This is a genomic window from Acinetobacter sp. CIP 102529 (assembly GCF_000368325.1).
Taxonomy (GTDB): domain Bacteria; phylum Pseudomonadota; class Gammaproteobacteria; order Pseudomonadales; family Moraxellaceae; genus Acinetobacter; species Acinetobacter parvus.
The window spans coordinates 274,768-300,746 of record NZ_KB849354.1 but is presented as its reverse complement, the minus strand read 5'-3'; the positions used below and the strand labels follow the sequence as shown (position 1 = coordinate 300,746).

The window sequence follows — 25,979 nt, the reverse complement described above, 5'->3', positions numbered from 1 at the left end:
TCTTGGACAATATAATCATGTGAGGTCACTATGCGCTGGAAAGGTCGTCGAATCAGTACCAATGTTGAAGACCGTCGTGGTGGTGGGGCAAAGGCAGGCGGAATTAGTATACTGGGGCTTATTGTTGCTTTTATTGCATGGAAGTTTTTTGGGGTTGACCCCCAACAGGCTTATCAGGCGACCCAGGCTGTGACTAGTGCGCAATCCTCACAGGGCAGTGCGCCACAAAGCCTGACTGGCGACCAGAAAGAAGCCAGTGATTTTGTCGGAACCATTCTGGCAGACACAGAAGATACCTGGACTCCTATCTTTCAACAGTTGGGCATGTCCTATAAACCACCAAGATTGGTGCTGTTTAATGGAGTGGTGCGTTCTGGTTGTGGCACGGCTCAAGCGGCAATGGGGCCGTTTTATTGTCCAACAGACCAAAAAGTCTATATTGATACCTCATTCTTTAAAGAGATGCGTCAGCAAATGGGTATCTCTGGGGAACAGAACCAAACAGAACTTTCCCGTCAGGATCAGGCGGGTGACTTTGCTCAGGCGTATGTGATTGCACATGAGGTCGGTCATCATATTCAAAATCTATTGGGCATTTCCTCTCAGGTGCAGCAGGCACGTTCACAAATGAGTCAGACACAGGGCAATCAGCTTTCAGTACGTTTGGAATTGCAGGCGGATTGTTTTGCAGGAATCTGGGCACATCAGAACCAGCAGCGTACACAATTTCTAGAGCAGGGTGATATCGAGGAAGCGATGGATGCTGCCCAAAAGATTGGTGATGATTATTTGCAGAAACGTGCCACAGGACAGGTTGTCCCTGATAGTTTCACACATGGTACCAGTGAGCAGCGTATGCATTGGTTTCAGTTGGGACTGAAATCGGGTGATATCAATCAGTGTGATACCTTTAAGTAACTTAAAGGTATTTCATCCTTATTTGAAAATATAAATTGTGAATGAATGGGTTTGGGTCATTGTTATAGACTTTAGGTAAGTGTGTTGATGTGTTTGTTTTATGGTAAATCACCATAAAATCTCTAAAGTTACTTTTTGATGGGCAACTTTGCCGTTAGAATAAATCTTTTGCACCTGTCAGACACTGTGAAATTTATTGCACCTCAACCCGTTCCAACCCATATTATTTCTGGCTTTTTAGGGGCGGGTAAAACCACGCTACTGCAACATTTACTGAACCAAAAGCCTGAATATGAGGTGTGGGCGGTATTGATGAATGAATTTGGTCAAATCGGTGTTGACCAGCAATTAATTAGTCAACAACAGGGCTATGCTGTCAAGGAGTTGCTGGGTGGTTGTTTATGCTGTAGTAGTCAGTTACCCATGCAAATTGCGCTTGCACGTCTTTTAAGTGAAAGCAAACCAGACCGACTATTTATAGAACCCACAGGTTTAGGGCATCCCGCACAATTGCTGGAACAACTGACAGAACCCCATTGGCAAAGCAGTCTGGCGATGCGGGCCTTGGTGGTGGTTGTGGATGGCAGCCGTTTGCATGACCAAGACTGGGTGCAGCAGAACTTATATACCGATCAGTTGAAAGCGGCACAAATCGTGGTCATCTCACACATTGATTTGATGAATGAGGCTGACCACCAAGCTTATCGGGCATTAAAACAGGAATACCAGACCTATGTGCAACATTGGTTTGAGACTGAGCAGGGGCAGGTCGAGCTTGAAAAAATTGATATTGCCCAACAGCCTGTCCAACGTAAAATTCAGCCCTTATTAAAGTTGCAAAAAACACAGGCCGCCGTTCAGGAACAGGAAATCAAGCAACTGCCTTATCATTATGTCGAGACTGTCCAGGGCTATACCGTGGCAGGTTGGAAATTACCAAAGCGCTGGCAGTTTAATTTTTATGATTTATTAGACCTGTTGTGTGCCCAGCAAGACTGGGTGCGTATCAAGGGAATTTTTAATACCGATCAGGGCTGGAAAAGCTTTAATTTTAATCCTCAACAGTTTAACTATAAGTCGGCGGAAGAAAGTATTGATAACCGAATAGAAATCATTACCCAATCCCAGCAGGATTGGTTGGCATTTGAAACGCAGTTCTTGGCGTGTCGTATCAATAGAGATGGATAAGCAGTGGGTCAAATTGGCTCATGTTGTCCTATAAAATAGAGTATGCTTAGCGCCAAATTTGAACACACTATATTTAAGAGCACCGTTTATGGCGTTAAAAGCAACAATATATAAGGCAGACCTGAATATTGCCAATATGGATGAGCATATCTATGCGGACTACCAGTTGACGCTGGCATTGCATCCATCAGAAACCATTGAACGTTTAATGGTGCGGATTCTAGCCTATGCGCGTTATGCAGATGAGCAACTGGAATTTACCAAAGACCTGTTTGAAACCGATGAACCCGCCTTATGGCAGAAAGACCTGACGGGATTGCTGGAAAAATGGATTGAAGTCGGATGTCCATCGGAAGATAAAGTAAAGAAAGCTAGTGCGCGTTGCAACAAAGTTGCCGTGATTGCCTATGGTTCGCAGGCAGATGACTGGTGGCAGAAAAATACCAAAATCAAGACACTCAGCAATGTCGAAGTTTGGCAACTGGCTCCGCAAACCACACAGGCACTTGAACAGTTGTGTGAACGTACCATGCAGTTGCAACTGAATATCATGGATGGTGAATGGACTTTGCTCAGTGACAAGGGACAGGTCGACATCCAGTGGCAACAATTGCAATAATGTTGAACTGAAAGAAATTTGGAGAGAGCGATGAGTGCGGAATTACAGATTATTGATTTAAAAGTGGGTGAGGGTAAAGAGGCTGTAAAAGGCGCCCTGATTACCACCCATTATACAGGGTGGTTGGAAGATGGAACCAAGTTTGACTCTTCAATAGACCGTGGTAATTATTTTGAAACCGTGATTGGCACTGGACGAGTGATCAAGGGCTGGGACCAGGGCATTATGGGAATGCGGGTTGGCGGCAAGCGCAAACTGATTGTTCCTGCACACTTGGCTTACGGGGAACGTAAGATGGGAAAAATTATTCCTGCCAACTCAAACCTGACCTTTGAAATTGAGCTTTTTGATGTCAAGACACGCGACGAATAGACCGTTCGTTGTAGAAACAATAAAGTGGTTTAGGCTTGAATTTATGCTAAATCACTTTAAAATCAGTTATATAAAACATTATTAATAATTGTATAATAACTTTTTGATTTTAAATGACTTTCTTTTTTATCTTATTTTTTTCATACTCTGGGAAAAATGGTTGATTCTCTATACAGTCCTGTATATCTTTGAGTTCAAAGAGCAATTTCCCTGCAAATGACAATGTGCTGAATAAAAAATCATATTTTAAAATTTGGCAAATTGCTTATAAGGTCACTATTAGGGTTGTGCTTGGTCACGTATGATAGTTGCTTAAATATAAAAATGCTGTAATTGCCTCAGGCAAGCGATAAAAATTTGAATGAGTAGAGGTATGATATGAATGATTATTTGGATATCACTGCATCAAAGTTGTTAAAAGAGCTGGACCATTTTTTCCTGATTGATACGCATGATGGGGCGCAAACAGGATTTTGGGTCAATGAACAGGCGCTTATGGATCGGCATTACTGGATTGATGGCGATTATAAAGTTGAAATCGTAAGGGCCTTGCAACCTGCTCACCAGCATGCACCTCATAATTATAAGATTACCCGCCTGGCCTCATTCGAAGATGACCGTAATGTGCTGCTGCTGGAATATGATGGTATCCATAAAAAAATATTGACGTTCCGCCGTGGTGAGTGGGTCAACCGTTTATGTAAATATTTCTACCAGAAAGAACGCTACTATTTACAGCAGTTATCAGAAAATCCAAATTTCCAGTCTATTGAATATTAGTCTGTATAGCGTTTTATACTCCTAACCGTCACAAGGGTTGGGGGTATGATTGTATTTCCATCATATCTATTATTTTACGATAAATTTCATCATATATCCTTTTAAGATTATTTTCAGTTTGCAAAATTATAAATACAATCCTTACTTCCAGCTGACACGCTAGAATGCTTATGATGTTGCCTAAATCCTAAGACCATTCATGCCTGCTTCGTCCCCAGCGACTTTCCTGTATCGAGACAATATCTCTATGACAACACGTTTAGTGTCTCCGACCTTAAAAACATTTTTGGGTCTTGTATTGGGTGTGGTTGCAACCACCATTTTTGCGGCAAATCCAAAACCAAAAACTGATGCGACAACGTTAACCGTCATTGGTTACCATGAAATCACAGAGCATAAAGATGCACTGATCCCAAGTTATGCGGTTACTGCACAGCAGTTTAGTCAACATATTGACTGGTTAAAGAATAATGGCTTCCATTTTATTAATGTGGATCAACTGATCAAGGCCCATCAAGGCCAGTATAAATTGCCTAGTAAACCTGTATTACTGACGGTGGATGATGGCTATCAATCTTTCTATCAAAATGCCTATCCCGTAATTCGTGCCAAAAAAATCCCTGTGGTTTTGGCTGTGGTCGGTTCATGGCTGGAACCGAAAGAAAACCAGAATGTGGATTTTGGTGGGGAAAGCATCGCAAGGAACAAAATCTTGAGCTGGGACGAGCTTAAGGAGATGCAGAATAGTGGCTTGGTGGAGATTGCCAGCCATAGTTATCATTTGCATCAGGGGATTAATGCCAATCCACAGGGTAATCTGGAGCCTGCCGCAATTACCCGCATTTATGATACTAAAAGCAAAAGTTATGAAAATGATGCCGATTATCAGGCACGTGTCTATCAGGACCTAAAAAAGAATAATGACCTGTTAAAGGCACATGGTCTACGTTCACCGCGGGTCATGGTCTGGCCTTATGGCCGCTACAATATGCAGTTGGTCAAAACCGCCAAGGAATTGGGCATGCCGATTACCATTACCTTGGATGATGGGGCAGACCAGGCCCGACAGTCCATTCAGAATATGAGCCGCATCTTGATTCAGGGCAATATGTCGACCAGTGCACTTGCACAGGAAATCAAGAACCGTGAACTGAACCTCGGTGACAATAATCGTCCGCAAAAAATCATGCATGTCGATTTAGACTATATCTATGATCCTGATCCGCAGCAACAGGAACGTAATCTGGGACATTTACTGGATCGAATTAATGGTATGGGCGTAAACACCGTTTATCTACAGGCCTTTTCTGACCCCGATGCCAATGGTTCGGCAGATAGGGTGTATTTCCCGAACCGTCATATCCTGATGCGTGCAGACCTGTTTAACCGTGCGGCATGGCAAATTCAAACCCGTACTCCAGTAAAGCGTCTATATGCGTGGATGCCTGTGATGGCTTGGGAATTGCCGAAACAAGACCCAGTTTCGAAACAGTTGGTGGAAACCCAACAAACCCAATCAGGTGAGCATTTAAATATGGGCTATATCCGTTTAAGCCCATTCTCACCAGAAGCGCGGCAGACCATTAAGATTGAAGGCCTTGGTTTTTTAATTAAGGCATTTTTTTATATTCCTAAATTTCAGGTATAAAAAAACCAGCATTAAGCTGGAATTTTTAGCACCATATTTCCATTTGCTGAAAAATGGTGCCCGAGGCCAGACTCGAACTGGCACGCTTTGTGGGCGGGGGATTTTAAATCCCCTGTGTCTACCGATTTCACCACTCGGGCATGAGCGCAATAATAGAGGACACTTGAAAACTTGGCAAGAGTAAAACCACGTATTTGCTTTCTTTTCAGTCAATTCATGTATTTATCGGATAAAACCAAACTTGGACAAACTGTTTTCATGATTCTTTCATCAAACTGAGATTAAAGCTTCATGTATATCAATTAGCTTTATTCATTTATTGCGATAAAAGCTAAGGTAGCCATCAAATGACAGCCAAAATTTCACGACGGGAACTCATTCAAAAAAGCTTATTCGGTTTCGGGGCATTGTCCCTCTCCACTGGTTTTACAGGATGTAATGACAATTCAGAACAAGAAACGGCAACACTTCAGGTGAATTTTGAACATGGTGTGGCAAGTGGTGATCCATTGCAGGATCGCGTGATTTTATGGACACGCCTGACACCGAATGATGCCAGTGCTCGTTTACAGGTAAGTTGGGAAATTGCACTAGATAATCAATTTAAGCAAATCATTAAAACCGATAAAGTCCTTACCTCGGCATCGCAAGATTTTACCGTCAAGGTGGATGTCACGGGTTTAAAACCAGACCAGCGTTATTTCTATCGCTTTATCTTTGGTGACAAGATTTCTCCAGTTGGTCAAACTAAAACCTTAGCAACCAGCACCTCAAAAGTCAGTTTTGCGGTATGTTCATGCTCAAATTATCCAGCAGGTTATTTCTATGTGTATCGGGAAATGGCGAAGCAAAATGTTGATGTGGTCATTCATCTAGGTGACTATATTTATGAATATGGCGCAGATGGTTATGCAACAGAAGATGCGGAAAAATTAGGACGAACACTGGCAGCTGATAACAATAAAGAAATTATCAAATTAGATGATTACCGTAAACGTTATGCTTTATACCGCAAAGACAAGGACTTGCAGGCATTACATCATCGCCATCCCTTTATTGTGATTTGGGATGACCATGAATTGGCAAATGACACATGGCGAGATGGTGCAGAGAATCATCAGGTTAATGAGGGTTCTTTTATGGAGCGTAAACTGGCAGCTTTACAGGCTTATTTTGAGTGGATGCCAATTCGTCCCATAGATGAACAACATCTCAAGATTTATCGCCAGTTTGATTTTGGCAAGCTGGTGCAACTGACTATGCTTGATACTCGGATTATCGCCCGTGATGAGCAGTTGGACTATGCCAACTATATCACAGCAAATGGTTTGGATATTGCAAAGTTTCAGGCAGATTTAACCAATCCAGCACGTACCTTAATGGGTTATACCCAGCGTGATTGGTTACTTGGAAAACTACAGCAATCGACATCCACATGGAATGTACTGGGGCAGCAGATTTTAATGACAAAAATGCTGGTTCCAGCTGAATTGTTGCTTTCATTGGCAGAAATAACTTCAGGCAATCCAACTGCCGACACCTTAAATAAAATGAATATGCAAATTACTGAGCTAGTCACCTTAAAGATGCGTTTAAAGCAAGGTGATCCGAGCTTAACCGATCAGGAAAAAGCCCGCGTTCTCAGCGTTGCACCTTATAATCTGGATGCCTGGGATGGTTATTTTGCAGAGCGTGAAATATTGTATGGCACTTTGGCACAATTAAAGAAAAAAGTTGTTGTACTTGCAGGGGATACCCATAATGCGTGGTCATCCAATCTATATAGCAAGGATGGTGTGTTTGTTGGTGTTGAGCTGGCAACCAGTTCAGTTTCTTCGCCAGGTTTGGAAAAATATTTAAATATCCCATTGGCTCAGTTGCAACAGTTTGAATTTGCGTTTACCACCTTGATTGATGAGCTGAACTATTGCAACTTAAATCAAAGAGGTTATTTAATTGTTCAATTTGATGAAGCACAGGTACAGTCACAGTGGGTTTATGTGGATTCAATCAAGAAGCCTGAATATAGTGTTGATACAGCCAGACAGCATCAGTTGAGTTTGGATGTGAATTTATTGCCAATGAAAACAGCGCAACAAGTAGCGTAATCCTATTTCAGTAGAGGCCAAACCATTCTGTTTGGCTTTTTTTATTTTTATTGCAAATATTTTCAGACATAAAAAAACCAGCATTAAGCTGGAATTTTTAGCACCATATTTCATTTGCTGAAAAATGGTGCCCGAGGCCAGACTCGAACTGGCACGCTTTGTGGGCGGGGGATTTTAAATCCCCTGTGTCTACCGATTTCACCACTCGGGCTTTACCAATGGAGGCGGAGGTCGGAATCGAACCGGCGTACACGGAGTTGCAGTCCGCTGCATGACCACTCTGCCACCCCGCCATCTCTTGGTGATGCACATATTAGCAATCTTTAGGAAAAAAACAATAGTGTTTCGGGTGAATATGCACATAAAAACAACATCTAAAAGCATATTGGACAAATTATCATGTATCATTTGCATACTTATCTGATTAGTAAGCACTTACTTATACTCACTTGGGAGATACGCTGTGGCATTGGTTTTAGACGGTCGTGCATTGGCAAAACAAATCGAGGCGGATTTGTTGGTACGTGTAGAGGCATTAAAAGCAAAAACGGGGCGTACCCCAATTTTGGCAACCATCCTTGTCGGGGATGATGGTGCATCTGCAACTTATGTACGCATGAAAGGCAATGCTTGCCGTCGTGTGGGAATGGACTCACTTAAAATCGAATTACCGAAAGAGACCACCACAGCGCAACTTCTGGCTGAAATTGAAAAACTGAATGCCAATCCTGATGTGCATGGCATCTTGTTGCAGCACCCAGTTCCTGAACAGATTGATGAACGCGCATGTTTTGATGCTATTTCACTAGAAAAAGATGTGGATGGGGTAACTTGCCTTGGTTTTGGTCGTATGGCAATGGGTGAGTCTGCTTATGGCTCAGCGACGCCAGCAGGCATCATGACCATTTTGCAGGAAAACAACATTGAAATCGCAGGTAAACATGCGGTTGTGGTGGGTCGCTCAGCGATTTTAGGTAAACCAATGGCGATGATGCTATTACAGGCCAATGCGACAGTGACAATTTGCCATTCACGTACCCAGAATCTTGCTGAGCTGGTTAAACAGGCAGATATTATTGTCGGTGCAGTCGGTAAGGCTGAACTGATTCAGAAAGACTGGATCAAGCAAGGTGCGGTTGTGGTTGATGCTGGTTTCCATCCTCGTGATGGCGGTGGTGTAGGTGATATTCAACTTGTTGGAATTGAAGAAGTTGCATCTGCCTATACACCAGTGCCAGGCGGTGTTGGCCCTATGACGATTACCACATTGATTCGTCAGACCGTTGAAGCCGCTGAAAAAGCTTTGGATTAAATTCCCCCCTAACCCTCTCTTTATGAATATAAGTGTCTACACAAGTTTTAATATGTTGATTTATCTGATTTTTAACCCCTCTAAATCTCCCCTTTAAAAGGGGAGACTTCCTGTGAATCTTATAAGGTCTTGATTCAAATGATGTTCCTCCACCTTTTTAAGGGGGGGTAGGAGGGGGTTACAGATATGTAGACACCTATGCTTTATGAAAGAGGGGGATTGTATAGAATTAAAGAAATATGAGCTGTACTTTTCAATTTGCCAAAGCACCTGCGCAATTGCTGAAAGCGTTGCATGAAGTTATTCCAAATACAGATTTATTGGCGCAACAGCTTCCTGAGACGCCAATTTCCCTATGGCTGATTCCACCTGTTTTCCCAACTGAGCGTCTGGATGATGAAGTCATTCGCCGTATCTGGAATGAAACGCCATACTGGATTTTCTGTTGGGCCTCAGGTCTAGCAATGGCGCAATGGTTATTGGCAGAACCGCATCATGTTAAAGACAAGGTGGTGCTGGATTTTGGGGCGGGTTCAGGCGTGGTGGCGATTGCCGCAAAAATGGCAGGGGCAAAGCGGGTCATCTGCTGTGATATTGATCAGGTTAGCTTGGAATCATGTCGTGAAAATGCCTTGCTAAATAATGTCGAGCTTGAGTATCTGGATGATTTGTACAAGTCAGAACAGGTAGATGTCTTGCTGGCTGCGGATGTGCTTTACGATCAGTGTAACCGATTCTTTCTGGATGAGTTTTTAAAATTCGCACCAGAAGTCTGGGTAGCGGATAGTCGGGTTAAAAACTTTAGTCACCCTCAATATATGAAAATTGATGAGCGCAGCGCAACCACCTGGCCTGATCTGGATGAAGCCAAAGAGTTTCGCAATGTCAGTTTTTATAAGACCTTATAATAAGTACGCAGATAAAGCTAAGGTGGTTTAAATCAACCACCTTATTTTTAACCATTATGAACAGGTATAGCGAACCACTTTCAGTGTGGTTGGGCGTGTTTCCAGTGCCTGACGTGTTGCATAGCCCTCAGTGTTGTTTAAATCAGGTGAGTTGGATAGACCAAAAGTTGCACGGCTGTTGCCAAGTTGCACCCCATATTGTTCCTGTTTGGTTGGGTTCATAATTTCATTGACACTGAGTATCGAAATTTTATAGGTTTTTTCCATTCCTAACACTTGTTTACAGGCATGCTGTAGTTTTTTCTCATCAACCTCACTGTTGCCACGTGCTGCCAAGGTATAGGCTAGTGTTGCCGAAGTTGCCGTTTTATTTTCAATTTCATAACCTGTCACACCATTGTACTGATGTGGAGTGCTTTGACATGCCGCAACCAGAAGTGTACCGCTCACAATAATCAATAAATTAGTTTTTTTCATATTAGTAGTCCTATTATTTCTAGTCTTAGTATCGCATAAATTAGATTTTGTATTGTGATGAATCTTTAAAACTCACGCTGTTCATCATGATTTGGGTTCAAAATGAGAGAAAGAATTTTCGTTTTCGAACAATTTTGCATATAATCGTGCAAGTTTTTTATTTTTATATACAAGTTGTTGCTGTATCGCAGTGTTGAGGCCCATTTTTTTAATAGGTATTTCATTTATTGCTTTGATACATAAGGCAATTCTGAATAGGTATGCCATGATCTCTACAGATAGTCAAAAAAAATATGTGGTTGCATTTGACCAGGGTACAACCAGTTCACGTGCAATCGTGTTGGATCACGATGCAAATGTTATTACGATTGCCCAGCGTGAGTTTACCCAAATCTACCCGCAACCAGGCTGGGTTGAGCATGACCCAATGGAAATCTGGGCAACGCAAAGTGCGGTGTGGGTTGAGGCTTTAGCACAGGCAAGTATTTCAAGCGACCAGATTGCCGCGATTGGCATCACTAACCAGCGTGAAACCACAATTATCTGGGATAAAAAAACAGGTAAACCGATTTATAACGCGATTGTATGGCAGAGCCGCCAAAGTAATGAAATCTGCAACCAGCTTCGTCAGTACGGCTGGGATGAGTATGTACGTAAGGTCACTGGACTGGTGATTGACCCATATTTTTCGGCAACCAAGATCAAGTGGATTCTTGACCAGGTAGAGGGCAGCCGAGAGCGGGCAGAACGTGGCGAGCTGTTGTTTGGTACAGTGGATACCTGGTTGATCTGGAAACTGACCAATGGTCAGGCGCATGTAACTGACTATACCAATGCCTCACGTACCATGCTATTTAATATTGAAACATTGCAATGGGATGATAAGCTGCTTGAAGCCTTGAATATTCCTAAAGCCATGTTGCCTGAGGTGCGTACTTCTTCTGAAATATATGGGCATACCCATACCATCAGTGGTCAGGAGATTGGGATTCCAATTGCGGGAATTGCAGGGGATCAACAGGCGGCTTTGTTCGGTCAAATGTGTGTTGAGGCGGGACAGGCAAAAAATACCTACGGTACAGGCTGTTTCCTGCTGATGAATACAGGTAAACGTATTGTTCAATCTGAACATGGTTTACTCACCACGATTGCATGTGGGCCACGAGGTGAAGTGAACTATGCCCTGGAAGGTGCGGTATTTAATGGTGGTTCATGTGTGCAATGGCTGCGTGATGAATTAAAGGCCATTAACGACTCGCATGACTCGGAATATTATGCAACCAAAGTGAAAGACAGTAATGGCGTTTATGTTGTTCCTGCATTTACGGGGTTGGGCGCGCCATATTGGGACCCAACCGCCCGTGGTGCGATTCTGGGAATTACCCGTGGCGTGAGTATTGAGCATATTATTCGTGCAACGCTGGAATCCATTGCTTATCAAACCCGTGATGTACTGGATGCCATGCAGCAGGATTCGGGTGAGAAGTTACGTACACTTCGTGTAGATGGTGGTGTTACCGCAAATAACTTCCTTATGCAGTTTCAGGCGGATATTTTATCGACTTTGGTTGAACGTCCAGCCATGAAAGAGACCACAGGTATGGGGGCGGCATTCTTGGCAGGTTTAGCCGTTGGTTTCTGGTCTGATTTGAATGAATTGAAGAGCAGAATGACCATTGAGCGAACATTTACACCCGCGTGTAGTCAGGATGAAACCGAAAAACTTTATCAAGGCTGGTTAAAAGCTGTGGGGCGTACACGTGACTGGGCTTAAAATTAAGGTAAAATAACGCCATTCGTAATTTAAAATAACTTAGGATGGATGAGCATGAGCTTGATCCTACGCCAACAAAAAACCCTTGAACTGGTGAGAGAGCGTGGCTATATCAGTATTGAAGAGCTTGCTCAATATTTTGATGTTACCCCTCAAACCATCCGTCGTGATATTAATCAGTTGGCGGATGAGGGCTTGTTGCGCCGCTATCATGGTGGAGCCGCACATGATTCCAGTGTTGAAAATACCGAATATACGATGCGTGTCGGCTATATGCTTGAAGAAAAGCTCAGGATTGCAGAGGCGGTGGCTGCTGCTGTACCTGACCATGCGTCATTATTCATTAATATTGGAACGACCACGGAATCGATTGCCCATGCCTTGCTCAACCATACTGGGCTGAAGATCATTACCAATAACCTGAATGTGGCCAAAATTCTCAGCACCAAGGAGGATTTTGAAGTACTGATTGCCAGTGGTCGAGTTCGCCCTGATGGTGGAGTGATTGGTCAGGCAACGGCTGATTTCTTTAAGCAGTTTAAGGCGGATTATGCGCTGATTGGGATTAGTGGTATTGATGAGGATGGCACTTTGCTGGATTTTGACTTTCAGGAAGTGTGTGTGTCACAGGAAATCCTCTCAAGTGCACGTCAGGTTTTCTTGGCGGCGGATAGTAGCAAGTTTGGCCGTAATGCCATGATCCGTCTGGGTTCATTGAAGCAAGTAGATAGTATCTTTACTGATCAGCAACCCAATGAGCAATATCTAAAAACCATTCATGATTTAGGTGTGAATTTGGTTGTTGCTCAATAATTTTTCATTAAATGCTTTGTTTTATATCTCTTTAGTGGTCAAACACAGTTTGTTTCTATGATTCGAAAATTGACCTAAAGCATTTATCATCCATTTCATAATCAATTTCTTTTTTATTCATTTGTTAAAAATGCCAATAATTTGGCATTTTTTTGCACAAAATTTATTGTTTATTTTCATTTTATATGTTTAAATTTTCATTATCGAAAAATAATGAAAATTTGCGGTGATGATATGCAAACTTCTCCTCAGTCAAATGACAAAATCTATGACCTTGCTGTTATTGGTGGCGGTATTAACGGTGTTGGTATCGCTGCTGATGCGTCAGGACGTGGTTTATCCGTATTCTTATGTGAAAAAGACGATTTGGCAAGCCATACCTCCTCTGCCAGCAGTAAGCTGATTCATGGTGGTCTACGTTATCTCGAACATAAAGAATTTCGTTTGGTACGTGAAGCATTGGCTGAACGTGAAGTCTTGTTGGCTAAAGCACCGCACATTATCCGCCCAATGCGTTTTATCATGCCGCATCGTCCGCATTTACGTCCCGCATGGTTGATTCGTACAGGTTTGTTCTTTTATGACCATTTGGGTAAACGTGAAAAGCTGTTGGGTTCAAACAATGTTTATTTTAAAGAAGATAGCCCGCTAAACTCTGCTATTACCCGTGGTTTTGAATATTCAGACTGTGCTGTGGATGACTCTCGTCTGGTGGTTTTAAACGCCATGCATGCCCGTGAGAAAGGGGCTGATGTAGTGACCCGAACCCGTTGTCTTTCTGCACAACGTGATGGGCAATATTGGCTGGTCGATCTGGAAAATGAGCATGGTCAATTCCAGATTAAGGCGAAAGCCTTGGTTAATGCGGCAGGACCTTGGGTTGCGCAATTTATCAAGCAGGATTTGCAGCTTAAATCTCCTTACGGGATCCGCCTGATTCAGGGCAGTCACATTATTGTGCCGAAGCTGTATGAATGTGACAAAGCCTTTATTATGCAAAATGATGACCGCCGTATTGTGTTTGCCATTCCATATCTGGACCAATACACCATGATTGGCACCACAGACCGTGAATATCAGGGTGATCCAGCACAGGTGAAAATTACTCAGGAAGAGATTGATTACCTGATTGAAGTGAGCAATGCCCATTTCAAAAAACAACTCACCCAACAGGACATCATTTGGACTTTTGCGGGTGTGCGTCCTCTGTGTGATGATGAATCGGATAATCCATCAGTCATTACCCGTGACTATACTTTGGCCTTGTCCAAAGGTGAGAAAGGGCAGGCACCATTACTTTCCGTATTTGGTGGAAAATTAACAACATATCGTAAATTGGCTGAATCTGCTATGCAACAGCTCAAGGCATTTTTCCCTGAGATGCAGGGAAGCTGGACTGCGACAGAGGCATTGCCTGGCGGTGAAAATATGCATTCTGTTGAACAGTTGATACAGGAAATCCGTGCACAAATCACGGATGCTCCAGAAGCATTGGCAAAACGCTGGGCATCGACTTATGGTTCACGGATCTGGAATATATTGGGTGAAATAACATCGGTTGACCAACTCGGAAAACATTTTGGTCAGGGCTTGTATGCCAAAGAAGTCGATTATTTATGTCGCTTTGAATGGGTAACAAGCACTCAGGATGTGCTGTGGAGACGTTCTAAGTTGGGCTTGAGCTTTATGCCGAGTGAAGAGCTGGCTTTAGATGCTTATTTGGCTGCTAAGCAGCAATCGCCACATGCGGCTTAAAAAATCGTATAGTATACTGTCTTTAAAATAACGGTTATCTACGTCACCTGAGTTCGACTAACTCAGGTGGCGTACTGATGGAGTGGAAAGGGTGCTTTTTTTGGGGACGAATGTTAGGTACTGATGGCATTCGTGAAAGTAATATTGTTACCGAATGGATCGGCGATGGACATATTCTTGCTGCCCCAAGGCATATCTTGGATGCCCGGCTTGGCAAACTTATAATTCTTTTGATTTAGTTCCTTGCAGTAAGATTCTAGCTCATCTGTTTCAATGTTGATGGCACAGCCCGGACTACATCCCCCATGGTGTTCTGTTAGCAGCAAAAGACATTGTCCTTTTGATACCTGCATGTAAAGAGGCGCGTCATCGGAGTCCCGATGTTCAAAGTCGATATTGAACCCCAAAAATTCAACATAAAATTCTTTGGCTTTGTTTTCATCAAATATTCTTATAAGAGGGGCTATTCTGGTAAATGCCATTTTTTGTTTCCTTTGGTTGCATAACACCTGAGTTAGGCAGCAGGCCCTAGCGCATGGCGGAGATTGGAAGGTAAGCGCTGTTGACCGTCTGATCCAAGTTCAGCATCATCAAACGCCATGTACACCCCCCACATAAACTCGGGGATTCGGTTGTTGCAGATTGCATAGCCAGCAAGATTGTTTATAGCCACGTCTGTTTCTTCGAACGACCCTTCACCAGATAAGAATTTTTCCGCGATAAACCTGGCAAGAGAGTCAACAAGTTCTGATTTTTCTGCAATTGAATAGACATCGATCACTTTCGAAAATCGGTTAATGAACTCGTCATCTGGTCTGGGGTGCAGGCAGATTTTGTAAAGAGTATCGAGGATGTTCGTCATGCTGCCTAACGCCTGAGTTAGGTTGCCACTCATGGAATGATCTTGAAAGAATTGCTGGTCATGCGCTCTACGGGAACTTGTGGTGAGCGGATGTCAGCGCTTTGATGGACTCCTCCGACCAGTGCTGTGTACCGCACGGTCGTATCTAATTCCGGAGAGCCATCACTAAGTTCCACGACAAAGCTAAGTGTCGCTTTGGCTGGAATGATGATGCTTTGGGATAAGCAACTATTCGACACGCCGCCCCAAGAAATGTGCGGCGCGCCGACCGCACGCAACGAAACTACGACATGTTCATTGCAGTTGACGATGTACAGACTCTCGTCCCTTGCAGTGACCGAGATCTTCACTTTTCTCCCTGGCAATGGCTCGGCCAGGACGTTTGTAGCCGATTGGAAAGCGGTCTCGCTTTTGGAAGGAGGCGAGCCGGGCGATGGCGAGTCATAACGTGAGCAGCCAGCGAGGATTGCTATAACGATGACGACAAGAAACTTCATGGCAACCTAACACCTAAGTTAAGCCGCGCTGCGTAGTGGCACGGCGTTGTGCTACACGCTAGCACAATGAGCCGCGCCGCGAAGCGGCGTCGGCTTGAATGAATTGTTAGGTGCCACTGACGGCGGCATCAGGGTTTTTGTCAGAGATAAGCTGAAGATCAATTCCGTGCTCAAGCAATGCCTTGCAGGCAGAGATTACGAGATTGAATCCTTCAGTGGAATCCAGTGCCTGCGCAACCTTTTCATCATCGGTTCCCGTGAAGCCTGAGGCGACGATAGAAACAAATGTTGTGTCATTGCCTTTAGGCGTAAAAGTCCATTCAACAGGCGTGGGCCATTCAATGGCAATTCTTTGGTTCTTCTCCAGCGCCGTGACCGTAACTTCCCCCGAGACGCCGTATTGATCCCAGTACCAGGTTACTGTCTTACCGGGAGCTAGTTGCCCACTGGAACGACTAAACCAAAATCTGGTGGTCACGGTGGGATCGACGAAGGCATTGAACACCTCCTCGACGGGTCTGCGGATGAGCATTGTTGCTCGCGCAACAGGCGACTTTATGAGTGTCATTTCAGCTCCCGGAAATCTGTGTGTGTGGCACCTAACTACTCTTATGCGGCAGAGGTGACACATAAGATGCTAAAACTTGCTGCATAAGACGCCTATTTATAAAGTATTAAACAAAATAATATTGATTTATTTGAACTAAAAACTATCATTAAATCATAAAAATAACAAGGATAATAACATGTCAGTTCAACAACCCAAACTTCTTGATTTAGTCAGGCAGCGTATACGTTATAAGCACATGAGTTATCGGACTGAACAAGCCTATTGTGGCTGGATAAAACGCTATGTCATTTATCTTGGTTTTGGGTATTTCCCGCATCTAATGAATCCACTGATCCAAGGACAGGAATTTTTAGACGGCATCATATTTATCATCAAGGTTTGCAACGCGCATTCAAAATTGCTGTGCAGCAAGCGCATATCACAAAATTTGCTACACTGCATACGTTGAGGCATAGTTTTGCCACACAAATTTTGCGAAACGGCTATGACATCCGCACTGTACAAGAGTTATTGGGGCATGCTGATGTCAAAACCACAATGATCTATACCCACATGCTTAATCGTGGTGGTTTGGGTGTGCAAAGTCCATTAGATTCATTTTGAGAAGATCATGAGTCTCCTTTCCTCAAGCCATTGTTTTAACGGTAAACAACGCATCTAAACTATAATTCTAGTGTTATTGGTCTCGCGCTATGACGTTTGGTATGTACCTGCTATCCAAAAGCCTTGGCGAGTGAAAATGCCAAACACTTTTTTACCTCGTTACTAAATCCTCCAAATAAAAAAGGCCGCCGAAGCGACCTTTTGTATTTTTAATTATTAAGCAGATTTAACCGCGTTTAATAACTCAGCCTGACGATCTTTAAGTGCCTGAGGCAAGCGATCACCCAGTTTGGTAAATAACTCAGTGTGGCTTTCAAGCTCTTTGATCCATTGATCTTTGTCCTGAGTGGTTACTGTGTCGAATTGCTCTTTAGAGAAATCGATACCTTCCCAGTTTAACTGCTCATAAGTAGGAACCAGACCGATTGGTGTTTCAGTCGCTTCTGCACGACCTTCGCAACGGTCAATGATCCACTCAAGCACACGCATGTTCTGACCGAAACCAGGCCATACAAAGTTGCCTTCAACATCACGGCGGAACCAGTTTACATTGAAGATTTTTGGTAATTTGTTACCAGCAGCTTCAGCTTTTGCACCCACTTCTTTACCTAATTGTAACCAGTGGCCAAAGTAGTCAGCCATGTTATAACCAGCAAATGGCAGCATTGCAAATGGGTCACGGCGTACAATACCTTGTTGACCAACAGCAGCAGCAGTGGTTTCAGAACCCATGGTTGCTGCTTTATAAACACCATCCACCCAGTCAAATGCTTCTGATACCAAAGGCACAGTGTCTGCACGGCGACCACCGAAGATGAACGCAGAAATTGGAACACCAGCTGGATTTTCCCAGTCAGCGTCAATAGATGGACATTGACCAGCAGCAACGGTGAAACGAGCGTTTGGATGCGCCGCCTTATCTGCACCTGTATGTGGTTGACCTTTCCAGTTGGTCAAGTTCGCTGGAACTTCTTTAGAAAGACCTTCCCACCAGATTTCACCGTTGTCAGTTACAGCAACGTTGGTATAAATTACGTCTTTATGCAGGGTAGCCATACAGTTCGGGTTAGTCTTGGTGTTTGTACCTGGGGCAACACCGAAGAAACCAGCTTCCGGGTTGATTGCATATAGGCGACCATCTTCACCTGGCTTGATCCATGCAATATCGTCACCTACAGTTTCAATCTTCCAGCCTTCATAACCTGCTGGTGGAATCAACATTGCAAAGTTGGTTTTACCACATGCAGATGGGAATGCCGCCGCGATGTAATGTTTTTCGCCCTGTGGATTGGTCACGCCTAAAATCAACATGTGTTCAGCCAGCCAGCCTTGTTCACGGCCCATGACTGATGCGATACGTAATGCAAGGCATTTTTTGCCCAATAATGCATTACCGCCGTAACCTGAACCATAAGACCAGATTTCACGAGTTTCTGGATAATGCACGATATATTTTTCAGGGTTGCAAGGCCAGGCAACGTCTTTCTGGCCATCTTTTAATGGTGCTGCAACAGTGTGTACACATGGGATAAACTCGCCATCTGTGCCCAACACATCATAAACTGCCTTACCCATACGCGCCATTTTGGTCATGCTAACCGCAACGTAAGGTGAGTCTGTTAATTCAATACCAATGTGGGCAATATGGCTGCCTAAAGGTCCCATTGAGAACGGAACCACATACATGGTACGACCTTCCATTGCACCGTCAAATAATCCATTTAATTTTGCACGCATTTCCGCAGGATCAACCCAGTTGTTGGTTGCCCCAGCATCTTCTTTGTTTTGAGAGCAGATATAAGTGCGATCTTCAACACGAGCAACGTCAGAAGGGTCAGAATTTGCAAGATAAGAACCAGGATGTTTTTCTTGGTTAAGTTTTTGCATGGTGCCGTTAGCGATCATCAAGTCGATCAGACGTTGATATTTTTCTTCGCTGCCGTCACACCATTCGATTTTTGCTGGCTTGGTTAGTTTTGCAATTTCTTCCACCCATGCAATTAGCTTAGGGTGACGAACGAATTCTGGTGCGTTCACTTGGGTCATGGTGATGCCTTTTTAAAGTGTGTACAACGTACAAGTTCCATTTACTGGATGACAGTAAGATAGATGAAGTAAAAAAAGTGGCTGTATTAAAGCATAAAATCATAAAAAAAATAAGACTAAAGAATGTCAGAATCGGTTAATGCAAGCATGTATATTTATAGATAGGTAGTTGTTTTTAATTGGTTTGATCATTTTTCTATTCATTATTTTGATTTTTTATATGTGTTATTTTTATTTAAAATTATATTGGAAAACAATATCTTAAAATATTGTGATTTTTTGAGAATTATTATTGGTTATATGAATGATGCTCACTCAAAATTTACATAAAGAAGCTTTTATTTGTTGATTTTGTAAACAAAAATAAGATTGTTAACTTTATTCAGGTTAAGTTGTATGAGTCAAAATTTACGGCCTTTATCCCTCATTTATAATCAAAAATCAGGTTTTCATGCAGCACAACAAGATGAGCAATATGAACGTCTCATGACGTTCTGGACACAATATGGGTTTGAAATCCAAGTTTTTGAGTTAAATCAGCGGGTTAATTTTGATGAAATGATGACATCGGTACTCTCCAGACATCAGCATGCCGATTCGCGTGGTGTTGTGGTGGTGGCAGGAGGGGATGGAACCTTGAATGCGGTTGCCAAAAAATTGATGCATACCGATATTCCAATGGGAATCATGCCATTAGGGACATTTAATTATGTTGCCCGCGCCCTGAATATCCCCATTGATCTGGGGCTGGCTGCGGAGGTGATTGCCACAGGCATTGAACATAAGGTTCATGTTGCCACCCTGAATGACCAGATTTACCTGAATAATGCCAGTCTGGGTTTATATCCCTTATTTATAAAAAAACGTGAATTATATAACCAGCGTTTTGGCCGTTTCCCCTTGAATGCCTATACATCGGGTTTGGATGTGCTGTTGCGTGAACACAAATCATTAAAACTGGCGGTCACTGTAGATGGCCGAAAATATCCTGTTGCAACACCGCTGGTTTTCTTTGGCAATAACCAGCTTCAGCTCAGTGACATGAAATTGAGGATTGCGGAATGTGCTGCCAATGGAAAGCTGGCAGGGGTGGTGGTGGCCAAAAGTGATCGGCTAAGTTTGCTGAAAATGTTATGGACACTGATTCAGGGGAAAATTGATCAGGCTTCTGATGTTTATTCATTCTGTGCTGAACAGATTCAGGTAGAGTGTAAAAAGAAAAAGCTCACTGTGGCCGTGGATGGAGAACTGATGGAAATGCAGACACCGCTAAAATTCGCAGTTGAAAAATCTTCTTTAAAGGTAATGGTGCCAAATGCTGTTGCATCTGTCTGATTTACACTTTGGCACTGAAAGAGAGGTATGTATTCAGGCCATACAGCAGTTTTGCCAACAGCATCGTCCAGAGGCGATTGTGGTGAGTGGGGACTTAACCCAGCGTGCCCGCTTTAAGCAGTTCTATGCCTGCCGAAAATTTCTGGATTCCCTGTCATTGCCTTATTTGGTGGTGCCAGGAAATCATGATATCCCCCTTTATCAGGTCTGGAACCGATTTTTCTCCCCTTTTGTATTGTATCAGGCATTTTTTGGTCGCCTGGAAACAACGCTGGAAACTGAGCATTTTTATATTGTGGGGGTAAACAGTATTCGGCGGCGTTACCACACGCGGGGACATATTTCCATGGAACAAATCCATGAAACCTATGAAAAGTTAAACAATGTGCCCTCAAATAAAATAAAGCTGGTGGTTTTTCATCAGCCTTTCTATATATCTCCTGATCAGCGTGATGATAAGGATTGTCCTGTTTTAGGGAAGATTGCTTTGGAACGCTGGGGCGAAACGGGACTGTTTGGCTTGTTGCATGGGCATTTACATCAAACAGCAGTATATGATCTCACAAAGATTTATCAGTTGAATGTCAATCATCCTATCTATGACATTCATGCAGGCACTGCAATTTCGAGCCGTTTACACCATGACTCAACCAATGGTTTTAATGTTATTTTAGGGAATGGCAAGATTGAGCATTATTGGTTTGATGAAAAGTTAAAAATATTTGTTCAATCCCCAGAAAGTGTTTAATACAGCATTTCATGATTTCTTGTGTTTAAAAAAACATCTAGAAATAGAATTTTTTTTCTTTTACCCCTTGAAGCCATTTTTTTTAACCCCACAAAAGTGGCATATCAAATTTTGTTATGGCGCTTTTGTCTTGTCATAACAATTTATCAAAAAAGACTAAGTCTGATGGAGTTAATTATGAGCAACATTCGTCCATTACATGATCGTGTTGTGATTCGTCGTGTAGAAGAAGAAACCAAAACTGCTGGCGGTATTTTACTTCCAGGTTCTGCTGCTGAAAAACCATCTCAGGGTGAGGTGATTGCAGTGGGCAATGGTCAGATCACTGACAATGGTGTACGTGCTTTGGATGTTAAAGTTGGAGACAAAGTATTGTTTGGTACTTATGCGGGAACAACTGTAAAAGTAAACGGTGAAGAACTCTTGATTATGAAAGAGTCAGATATCTTGGCTGTGCTTGAAAGCTAATCTACACATAACTCACATTTATTATCAGATTCAGTATTTAAAAAGATTCGGAGTTTAATATGTCAGCTAAAGACGTAAAATTTGGTGATTCAGCTCGCTCAAAAATGATTGCAGGCGTAAACGTTCTTGCAGATGCAGTAAAAGTAACTTTAGGTCCTAAAGGCCGTAACGTTGTCATTGACCGTTCTTTCGGCGCACCGCACATCACTAAAGATGGTGTTACTGTTGCGAAAGAAATTTCATTAAAAGACAAGTTTGAAAATATGGGTGCTCAACTTGTTCGTGAAGTTTCTTCTAAAACCAATGATATTGCAGGTGATGGTACAACAACTGCAACTGTACTTGCTCAAGCAATCTTAAACGAAGGGATCAAGTCAGTAACTGCTGGTATGAACCCAATGGACTTGAAACGTGGTATCGACATCGCAGTGAGAACTGTGGTTGAAAATATCCGTACCAATGCAAAACCTGCTGATGATTTCAAGGCGATTGAACAAGTAGGTTCAATCTCTGCAAACTCTGACACCACTGTGGGTAAGTTGATTGCGCAAGCAATGGAAAAAGTAGGTAAAGAAGGTGTTATCACTGTAGAAGAAGGTTCTGGCTTCGAAGACGCTTTAGACGTTGTAGAAGGTATGCAGTTCGACCGTGGTTATATCTCTCCATACTTTGCAAACAAGCAAGATACCCTAACTGCTGAACTTGAAAACCCATTCATTCTTCTTGTTGATAAAAAAATCAGCAATATTCGTGAATTGATCACTGTATTGGAAGCGGTTGCTAAAACAGGTAAACCACTTCTAATCATTGCAGAAGATGTTGAAGGCGAAGCGCTTGCTACACTTGTTGTAAACAACATGCGCGGTATTATCAAAGTATGTGCGGTTAAAGCCCCTGGTTTTGGTGACCGCCGTAAAGCAATGCTGCAAGACATCGCAATCTTGACTGGTGCAACTGTAATCTCTGAAGAAGTCGGTATGTCTTTAGAACAAGCTTCTCTTCAAGATTTAGGTACTGCTCATAAAATCACAGTGTCTAAAGAAAACACAGTAATTGTTGATGGTGCTGGTAATGCTGAACAAATCGCTGAACGTGTTCAACAGATCCGTGCGCAAATTGAAGAATCAACTTCTGAATACGACAAAGAAAAACTTCAGGAACGCGTTGCGAAACTCGCAGGCGGTGTTGCAGTCATTAAAATCGGTGCAGCAACTGAAGTTGAAATGAAAGAGAAGAAAGATCGTGTAGATGATGCACTTCATGCAACGCGCGCAGCGGTTGAAGAAGGTGTGGTTGCAGGCGGTGGTGTTGCACTCGTTCGTGCGGTGAATGCACTTGATGGCTTGAAAGGCATTAATGAAGACCAAACAGCAGGTATCAACATTTTACGCCGTGCGATTGAAGCGCCACTTCGTCAGATCGTTGCCAATGCAGGTGATGAGCCATCTGTTGTAATCAACGCTGTTAAAGCCGGTGAGGGTAACTTCGGTTATAACGCCGCAACTGGTGAATATGGCGATATGTTGGAAATGGGTATTCTTGACCCTGCTAAAGTAACCCGTTCAGCACTTGAGCATGCAGCTTCTGTTGCTGGCTTGATGTTGACGACTGAAGCAATGATTACTGATATCCCAGAAGATAAACCAGCTGCTCCAGATATGGGCGGAATGGGTGGTATGGGCGGAATGATGTAAACTGCTCACTGATATATTAAATTGTTGTAATTTAAAATAATTTATTATATCAGAATTTAGCTTACTCATAGTGTTACTCACATATGAGTTTGTTACAAAAAAGGTCACAAATTTTATTTGTGACCTTTTTAATTATAGATCTTTAATCTCTTAAAAAAGAAGAGATCTTATTAGATAAGAATTTAACTCTTGAATGAATGAATGAAAATATTGAAAAAAACGCCTGAGAAAAATCAGGCGTTTTTGACTTAGAGCAACATCTATTTCATTTTGACGTAAGAATGGAGTTTTCCTCATTTAGAATACAGGTAAGGACATAGCTATTAAGCCAGAAGTTTTTACGTCCATCCTTTATCGGTCTTTTCACGCGACCAGTTTTATAGTCAAACTACTTTATTATCCATACAGGATTCGAAAAAAACTCTAAATAATTCATCGACTGAGTTGTATTGGTTTTATAATGATTTGACTATAATTCGATCATATAGTTCTTTTTCAGATATATTCATTCTTAATGCAAATTCAGCAGTCGATACACGTCGCTCTGTATTTGTAAGGTCTATAGATTTAATCATTAGATTTTCTCCATTTGTATAGGTTGAAAAGATAAACTCTTAAAATGAAGATTATCAAATTAATAAAATAAAAGATGAGATATGTTTAAAAAATCAAAAAAAAGACTTATTTTTTTTATTATATCAGTTAATAATCTTTTGTTTGTTGTTGGTAATAACAACATCGACTGCTTAAGTATCAACTAAAAAGTAAACATGTATTCATTACCAAAACCCTTTGAAATCTGCCCAACCCAACGCTCTATTTGATCTGCCTTCATCACCTTAAAATCCCGCCAGTTATACTTCATCTGCTTCCAAACCATCTCAATTCTATTCAGCTCAGGACTATACGCAGGTAGAAAATACAAAGTCGTTGAATACTCTTGTACAAGAAGCTTGCGCCAATCTACCATCTGTTTGCTGCGATGAATCGAGGCATTGTCAACAATCAACACCAAAGGAACTTGATAGCTGCGTTTCACCTGTGCTGCTACACCCATCAAATAGGCATAAAACCAGCGACTGTTAACGGACTCCTGTAGGCAACTGGTGATCAGATGACCCGTTGACAGCAGACAACCCATCACATTAACTCGCTTTAGTCTTACAGCATCAACCGCATGAACATCGCCTATCTTTGTCCATGCATAACGGTTATCTGGCGTAGCCGAAAATCCTGTTTCGTCCACATAGCCCAATACAATTTCACCACGTGCCGCTTGCTCACGTAATGCTTCAATCTGCTGTTGCGCTTGTCCAAATGCGGTCGGGTCTCTTTTTTTTCAAGCTGTGGCGGGTGCGTTTGAAGACCATGCCTGAATCTCGCAAAAACTTGCGAAGAGTTTCAACAGACACGGATACACCGTGTTTTTCATGCAGTTTGACTCGGATTTGTTCTGCATTGAGTGGGCTTGTGTTGACCCACTCTAAGATTTGAGCCTGATAGTTTGAGGTCAGTGTATTGGGACGGCCTGAGCGATGGCCTTCTTGAATCGATTCAAACTGATGTAGCTCCCAATGTCGGCGTTGTAGCCTTATAGTTTCTGGGATACGCTCTTGTAACGCAGCAACTTCGGCAACAGTTTTACCTTCGGAAAGCCAGAGAATGGTTTGGGCACGTTGTCTTTCACGCCAATGTGCTGCATGCTTGGTCAAGAGAATTAGTTGTGCACGCTGTTCTAAGCTGAGTGGGACGGTAACAATCCGTGGCATGTGCAAACATCGTTTAACCAAAAATGTCTTTTCGCATGTTTAGTTGTTTTTGTAAACTTACCTAATAAGTCTTTCTGTCCGTCTGTATTGACACCTAATGCTAGATACACCGCTTTGTTAATAATCGTACTATCTTGACGCACTTTCACGACGATACAATCCATATAGACAATAGGATAAAGGGCATCCAATGGTCGATTTTGCCATTCTATTACTTGTTCTTTAACTGCATCCGTCACTTTGGAAATAAGCGTTGGAGAGACGTCCGCATCGTACATTTCCTTGAATGTGGCAACAATATCTCGTGTCGTCATGCCTTTGGCGTATAGGGATAGGATTTGGCTATCCATTTGTGTGATACGCCTTGCGAAGCGCTGCTTCTCATCTTCTTGATCAGCTGGGGCTCAAAAGTGCCATCACGATCTCTAGGCGTGTCTAGTTCAAATTCACCATCATCAGTAAATAGCCGTTTGGTTGTATAGCCATTACGTGTATTTTTGCCTATACGAGGGCTATTCTTCTCATAGCCTAAATGTTCTGTCAGTTCAGCATTGAGTGCAGTTTCAACGGTGAGTTTCTTTAGAGCTTTACTGAAATTATTCAGGTCAGCTTCTGTTTTTAAGTTCTTGGCAAATTCTTTTGCCAATGCCAGCATTGCTTCATCTTTCATGGTAAACACCTGTGTTGCCCCCAACAGCGTTGAGGGATAGTTTA

Annotated in this window: 23 protein-coding genes, 3 tRNA genes and 5 pseudogenes; 18 read left to right on the top strand and 13 right to left on the bottom strand. The window is 42.6% G+C overall.

Going from position 1 to position 25,979, the window contains the following annotated elements:
* The first annotated feature begins 30 nt into the window (after positions 1–30).
* The 6 genes and pseudogenes from F972_RS03595 to pgaB form a co-directional block, all read left to right on the top strand.
* Positions 31–918 carry a KPN_02809 family neutral zinc metallopeptidase gene (locus F972_RS03595; protein WP_004681493.1) on the top strand — a complete coding sequence of 296 codons (888 nt, stop codon included), beginning with the start codon at positions 31–33 and terminating at the stop codon, positions 916–918.
* A 186-nt stretch (positions 919–1,104) separates the two neighbouring features.
* Entirely contained in the window at positions 1,105–2,106 is a 1,002-nt protein-coding gene (locus F972_RS03590) for a CobW family GTP-binding protein (RefSeq protein ID WP_010589166.1), read from the top strand.
* Positions 2,107–2,194: 88 nt separating this feature from the next.
* Positions 2,195–2,725: a YaeQ family protein gene (locus tag F972_RS03585; RefSeq protein ID WP_004763991.1), complete on the top strand. Its 531-nt coding sequence runs from the start codon at positions 2,195–2,197 to the stop codon at positions 2,723–2,725.
* Between the two features lie 30 nt (positions 2,726–2,755).
* The gene (locus tag F972_RS03580; RefSeq protein ID WP_004674912.1) at positions 2,756–3,097 is read left to right on the top strand and encodes an FKBP-type peptidyl-prolyl cis-trans isomerase; all 342 of its coding nucleotides are present in this window, start codon (positions 2,756–2,758) and stop codon (positions 3,095–3,097) included.
* Between the two features lie 378 nt (positions 3,098–3,475).
* Positions 3,476–3,877: a hypothetical protein gene (locus F972_RS03575; RefSeq protein WP_004763990.1), complete on the top strand. Its 402-nt coding sequence runs from the start codon at positions 3,476–3,478 to the stop codon at positions 3,875–3,877.
* A 247-nt stretch (positions 3,878–4,124) separates the two neighbouring features.
* Positions 4,125–5,465 (top strand): annotated as a pseudogene (gene pgaB / locus F972_RS03570) (poly-beta-1,6-N-acetyl-D-glucosamine N-deacetylase PgaB); the annotation flags it as partial.
* A 114-nt stretch (positions 5,466–5,579) separates the two neighbouring features.
* Here pgaB and F972_RS03565 read toward each other — a convergent pair.
* A tRNA-Leu gene (locus F972_RS03565) sits at positions 5,580–5,665 on the bottom strand.
* Positions 5,666–5,872: 207 nt separating this feature from the next.
* Here F972_RS03565 and F972_RS03560 point away from each other — a divergent pair.
* Positions 5,873–7,633: an alkaline phosphatase D family protein gene (locus tag F972_RS03560; protein ID WP_004681486.1), complete on the top strand. Its 1,761-nt coding sequence runs from the start codon at positions 5,873–5,875 to the stop codon at positions 7,631–7,633.
* 125 nt (positions 7,634–7,758) lie between these two features.
* Here the strand turns inward: F972_RS03560 and F972_RS03555 are convergent.
* Together F972_RS03555 and F972_RS03550 are read right to left on the bottom strand one after the other, a co-directional pair.
* Positions 7,759–7,844: transfer RNA gene (locus F972_RS03555), tRNA-Leu, on the bottom strand.
* Positions 7,845–7,852: 8 nt separating this feature from the next.
* Positions 7,853–7,926, bottom strand: a tRNA-Cys gene (locus F972_RS03550).
* 170 nt (positions 7,927–8,096) lie between these two features.
* On the opposite strand from F972_RS03550, the gene folD reads away from it, so the two are divergent.
* Together folD and F972_RS03540 are read left to right on the top strand one after the other, a co-directional pair.
* Positions 8,097–8,945, top strand: a complete 849-nt coding sequence (gene folD / locus F972_RS03545; RefSeq protein ID WP_004674908.1) for a bifunctional methylenetetrahydrofolate dehydrogenase/methenyltetrahydrofolate cyclohydrolase FolD — start codon at positions 8,097–8,099, stop codon at positions 8,943–8,945.
* A 239-nt stretch (positions 8,946–9,184) separates the two neighbouring features.
* Positions 9,185–9,853 (top strand): class I SAM-dependent methyltransferase, encoded by a 669-nt coding sequence (locus tag F972_RS03540; RefSeq protein ID WP_004755910.1) that lies wholly within the window; start codon positions 9,185–9,187, stop codon positions 9,851–9,853.
* Positions 9,854–9,907: 54 nt separating this feature from the next.
* Here the strand turns inward: F972_RS03540 and F972_RS03535 are convergent, their stop codons facing one another.
* Positions 9,908–10,330 (bottom strand): hypothetical protein, encoded by a 423-nt coding sequence (locus F972_RS03535; RefSeq protein ID WP_004681484.1) that lies wholly within the window; start codon positions 10,328–10,330, stop codon positions 9,908–9,910.
* Between the two features lie 265 nt (positions 10,331–10,595).
* On the opposite strand from F972_RS03535, the gene glpK reads away from it, so the two are divergent.
* The 3 genes from glpK to glpD all read left to right on the top strand — a co-directional run bounded on the left by glpK (position 10,596) and on the right by glpD (position 14,672).
* On the top strand, positions 10,596–12,104 hold the full coding sequence (glpK, locus tag F972_RS03525; protein WP_004681481.1) for a glycerol kinase GlpK: 1,509 nt from the start codon (positions 10,596–10,598) through the stop codon (positions 12,102–12,104).
* 54 nt (positions 12,105–12,158) lie between these two features.
* Positions 12,159–12,917, top strand: coding sequence for a DeoR/GlpR family DNA-binding transcription regulator (locus F972_RS03520; protein WP_004674899.1), 759 nt, complete (start codon positions 12,159–12,161; stop codon positions 12,915–12,917).
* 234 nt (positions 12,918–13,151) lie between these two features.
* The gene (glpD, locus tag F972_RS03515; RefSeq protein WP_034426879.1) at positions 13,152–14,672 is read left to right on the top strand and encodes a glycerol-3-phosphate dehydrogenase; all 1,521 of its coding nucleotides are present in this window, start codon (positions 13,152–13,154) and stop codon (positions 14,670–14,672) included.
* Positions 14,673–14,785: 113 nt separating this feature from the next.
* Here glpD and F972_RS03510 read toward each other — a convergent pair whose 3' ends face one another.
* The 4 genes from F972_RS03510 to F972_RS03495 form a co-directional block, all read right to left on the bottom strand.
* Positions 14,786–15,154 (bottom strand): glyoxalase superfamily protein, encoded by a 369-nt coding sequence (locus F972_RS03510; protein ID WP_004681478.1) that lies wholly within the window; start codon positions 15,152–15,154, stop codon positions 14,786–14,788.
* A 32-nt stretch (positions 15,155–15,186) separates the two neighbouring features.
* Positions 15,187–15,567: a hypothetical protein gene (locus F972_RS03505; RefSeq protein ID WP_004681476.1), complete on the bottom strand. Its 381-nt coding sequence runs from the start codon at positions 15,565–15,567 to the stop codon at positions 15,187–15,189.
* Positions 15,564–16,031, bottom strand: a complete 468-nt coding sequence (locus F972_RS03500; RefSeq protein ID WP_004763987.1) for a hypothetical protein — start codon at positions 16,029–16,031, stop codon at positions 15,564–15,566. Before F972_RS03500 ends, F972_RS03505 begins: the two co-directional genes overlap by 4 nt.
* Before the next feature lie 106 nt (positions 16,032–16,137).
* Positions 16,138–16,599, bottom strand: coding sequence for an SRPBCC family protein (locus F972_RS03495; RefSeq protein WP_004681473.1), 462 nt, complete (start codon positions 16,597–16,599; stop codon positions 16,138–16,140).
* 178 nt (positions 16,600–16,777) lie between these two features.
* Between F972_RS03495 and F972_RS16530 the strand changes: the two are divergent.
* Together F972_RS16530 and F972_RS03490 are read left to right on the top strand one after the other, a co-directional pair.
* Positions 16,778–16,849, top strand: a pseudogene (locus F972_RS16530) (hypothetical protein); the annotation flags it as partial.
* Positions 16,850–16,896: 47 nt separating this feature from the next.
* Positions 16,897–17,205, top strand: a pseudogene (locus F972_RS03490) (tyrosine-type recombinase/integrase); the annotation flags it as partial.
* A gap of 216 nt (positions 17,206–17,421) precedes the next feature.
* On the opposite strand, the gene F972_RS03485 reads toward F972_RS03490, so the two are convergent.
* A complete protein-coding gene (locus F972_RS03485) occupies positions 17,422–19,251 on the bottom strand; it encodes a phosphoenolpyruvate carboxykinase (GTP) (RefSeq protein WP_004763986.1) in 1,830 nt (609 codons plus the stop codon).
* 396 nt (positions 19,252–19,647) lie between these two features.
* Here F972_RS03485 and F972_RS03480 point away from each other — a divergent pair, with 396 nt between their 5' ends.
* The 4 genes from F972_RS03480 (at position 19,648) to groL (ending at position 23,496) form a co-directional block, all read left to right on the top strand.
* Complete coding sequence (locus tag F972_RS03480; protein ID WP_004755909.1) at positions 19,648–20,586, top strand: diacylglycerol/lipid kinase family protein; 939 nt, start codon at positions 19,648–19,650, stop codon at positions 20,584–20,586.
* Complete coding sequence (locus F972_RS03475; protein ID WP_004755907.1) at positions 20,567–21,334, top strand: metallophosphoesterase family protein; 768 nt, start codon at positions 20,567–20,569, stop codon at positions 21,332–21,334. The genes F972_RS03480 and F972_RS03475 overlap by 20 nt, the downstream gene beginning before the upstream one ends.
* 177 nt (positions 21,335–21,511) lie before the next feature.
* Positions 21,512–21,802: a co-chaperone GroES gene (locus tag F972_RS03470; protein ID WP_004674886.1), complete on the top strand. Its 291-nt coding sequence runs from the start codon at positions 21,512–21,514 to the stop codon at positions 21,800–21,802.
* A gap of 59 nt (positions 21,803–21,861) precedes the next feature.
* Positions 21,862–23,496, top strand: a complete 1,635-nt coding sequence (gene groL / locus F972_RS03465; protein WP_004755906.1) for a chaperonin GroEL — start codon at positions 21,862–21,864, stop codon at positions 23,494–23,496.
* A 265-nt stretch (positions 23,497–23,761) separates the two neighbouring features.
* On the opposite strand, the pseudogene F972_RS16450 reads toward groL, so the two are convergent.
* From F972_RS16450 to F972_RS15015, 4 genes and pseudogenes are all read right to left on the bottom strand, one after another.
* Positions 23,762–24,071: pseudogene (locus tag F972_RS16450) on the bottom strand (hypothetical protein).
* A gap of 182 nt (positions 24,072–24,253) precedes the next feature.
* The gene (locus F972_RS03460; protein ID WP_126038012.1) at positions 24,254–24,793 is read right to left on the bottom strand and encodes an IS630 family transposase; all 540 of its coding nucleotides are present in this window, start codon (positions 24,791–24,793) and stop codon (positions 24,254–24,256) included.
* The gene (locus F972_RS03455; RefSeq protein ID WP_004677047.1) at positions 24,789–25,265 is read right to left on the bottom strand and encodes a helix-turn-helix domain-containing protein; all 477 of its coding nucleotides are present in this window, start codon (positions 25,263–25,265) and stop codon (positions 24,789–24,791) included. The genes F972_RS03460 and F972_RS03455 overlap by 5 nt, the downstream gene beginning before the upstream one ends.
* Before the next feature lie 11 nt (positions 25,266–25,276).
* Positions 25,277–25,935 (bottom strand): annotated as a pseudogene (locus tag F972_RS15015) (IS256 family transposase); the annotation flags it as partial.
* Positions 25,936–25,979: the final 44 nt, after the last annotated feature.